Source organism: Streptomyces sp. NPDC059851 (genome assembly GCF_042732005.1).
Classification (GTDB): Bacteria; Actinomycetota; Actinomycetes; order Streptomycetales; family Streptomycetaceae; genus Streptomyces.
Map to the genome: position 1 here is coordinate 1 of NZ_JBHWJJ010000287.1, position 2,191 is coordinate 2,191.

Below are 2,191 nucleotides of genomic sequence, written 5' to 3' on the forward strand. Positions count from 1 at the left end.
CGGTACGACAAACTCGCCGTCCGCTACGAAGCGACCGTGCTGGTCGCAGCCATCAACGAATGGCTATGACCAGCACTTTCACAACAGGCCCTAGCCCGCAGCCCGGAGCCCGGAGCCGCCGGTCGGCGCCGCATGGTCCGAAGCCCGGGCTGTGTCCGCCGGCCCGGGGGGTCCGCGGACATCCCGCTCCACGTCTGGAAGGGTCTTGGCCCGGACCCCAGGAATCCGGGCAGGGCGTCACCTCTCCCGTGCGGCCGGGCCCGGACGGACGTGCACGGTCACGGTGTGCAGTCCGGTCGCCCCGTCCGGAACGGTCGGAGTGCTCCGCTCCGTCTGCACCGCGCCCGTCCCGTCGGTGGCCCGGACCTGGAGCGTGTGCCGCCCCGGCGTCGCCTCCCACGGCCAGGTCCACAGCCGCCAGGTGTCGACGCCGTCCGCGTCGGCGAGCCGGGCCTCCTGCCAAGGGCCCCCGTCCACGCGCAACTCCACCCGGGCGATCCCCCGGTGCTGCGCCCAGGCCACCCCGGCCACCGCCACCCTCCCCGCCGGGGGTGCGGAGCCGGCCCGCGGTGTGTCGATGCGGGACTGCGTCTTCACCGGCGCCTGCTGGGCCCAGGACCGGCGCACCCAGTACGCGTCGTAGGCGGCGAACGTGGTCAGCCGCAGCTCGCGCAGCCACTTGCACGCCGAGACGTACCCGTACAGGCCCGGTACGACCATCCGTACGGGGAACCCGTGCGCGAACGGCAGCGGTTCGCCGTTCATCCCGACGGCCAACAGCGCCTCCCGGCCGTCCATGACGGTCTCGACGGGCGTACCGATGGTCATCCCGTCGACCGACCGGGCCACCAGCTGGTCGGCCGGACCTCCCCGCGAGGGCGGCCGTACGCCCGCCTCGCGCAGCAGGTCGGCCAGGCGCACGCCGAGCCAGCGGGCGTTGCCCGCGTACGGGCCGCCGACCGGGTTCGACACGCAGGTGAGGGTGATGTCGTGCTCCACCAGAGGGCGGGACAGCAGTGCCGGCAGGTCCAGTTCGAGGGGGCGGGTGACGCCCTCGCCGTGGATGCGCAGCCGCCAGCTACCGGCGTCCACCCGCGGGACCACCAGGGCGGTGTCCACCCGGTAGAAGTCCCGGTTCGGCGTGAGGAACGGGGAGATCCCGGGAACCGGCAGGCTCGCGCCGGGCGGAACGGGCGGGGCGGGCACGTCCGGCGGGGGCAGGGCGAACCCGGCCCGGGAGGCGGTCGCCCCGGCCGAGCCGTGGGCCCCCAGCCGCCGCCCCGCGTAGCCGATCCCGGCCGCCGCGGCGAGCGTGGCGGCGACGAGCCTGCCGAAGCCGCGGCGGTCCATCGCCCAGGCGCCGCCCGGTGGTGCTCCCGCCGGGCGGGGCGTGCGCAGTGCGCGGACCAGCAGGTACAGCACCGCGGCGGTGGTGAGGGTGCCGACCGCCGACGGCAGTGCGTCCCGCCAGGTCGCCTGGGGGCGGCTGACCGCGGCCAGCGCCCCGAGCAGGCCGACCGCGCCGACCACGGCCGTCCCGGCGGGGAGGCGGTGTACGGCGAGGATGCCGGCCGCGGCGGCGAGGAGGACGAGTACGGCGATGATGCCGAGGGTCAGGACCAGCTTGTCGGCGGTCCCGAACCGGGCCACCGCCCATTCCCTGAGCCCGACCGGGGTCCGGTCGACCACGGCTCCGCCGACCGCGGTGACGGGCGCGGCGTCTGGCCGGACCCATGCGGCGGTCAGCTGGGCCACGGCCAGGCCTGCGCAGGCCGCGGTCAGGCCGCAGGCCGTGCCGCTGGTGAGGGGGCGGCGCCGGCTGCTGCGCGGGCGGCCCGGCTCTGCCTTCTCCGTGGTCATGCGCACCCGCCGTCCGCCGGTTCGACCCCCCCACGGGGTCCAGTGTGACGTGGCGTTGCGGGGTCGCGCGCGGCTGCCGGGCTGGCGGGGCCGCGGGCCGCGGGCCGGGGGGTGTGGGCCTGGGGTGTGGGCCGGGGCGGGGGCCGGGGCGTGGGTGCGCCGAAGCCGCCGTCACGCTGGCCGCTGTGTGCCGACCCTGCCCGCTGCGCGGAGCCGCTCCCCGCCCCGCCCCTTCCCGAAACCGGGGGGGGGGGGGGCCGGCGCCCGCCCCCCCCACCCCGCCCACCCCCCGCCCCGGGCCCACCCGCGAGCGCGCCCGGGGGCGCGACGC

Annotated in this window: 1 protein-coding gene; it reads right to left on the reverse strand. The window is 77.8% G+C overall.

What is annotated here, in order from left to right:
• Window positions 1-237: 237 nt before the first annotated feature.
• Entirely contained in the window at window positions 238-1,860 is a 1,623-nt protein-coding gene (locus tag ACFV7Q_RS38765) for a molybdopterin-dependent oxidoreductase (RefSeq protein WP_385435656.1), read from the reverse strand.
• Window positions 1,861-2,191: the final 331 nt, after the last annotated feature.

Coding starts and splice junctions, on each gene's coding strand:
- ACFV7Q_RS38765 (WP_385435656.1), bottom strand. CDS start 1,860: ATGACCACGGAGAAGGCAGAGCCGGGCCGCCCGCGCAGCAGCCGGCGC.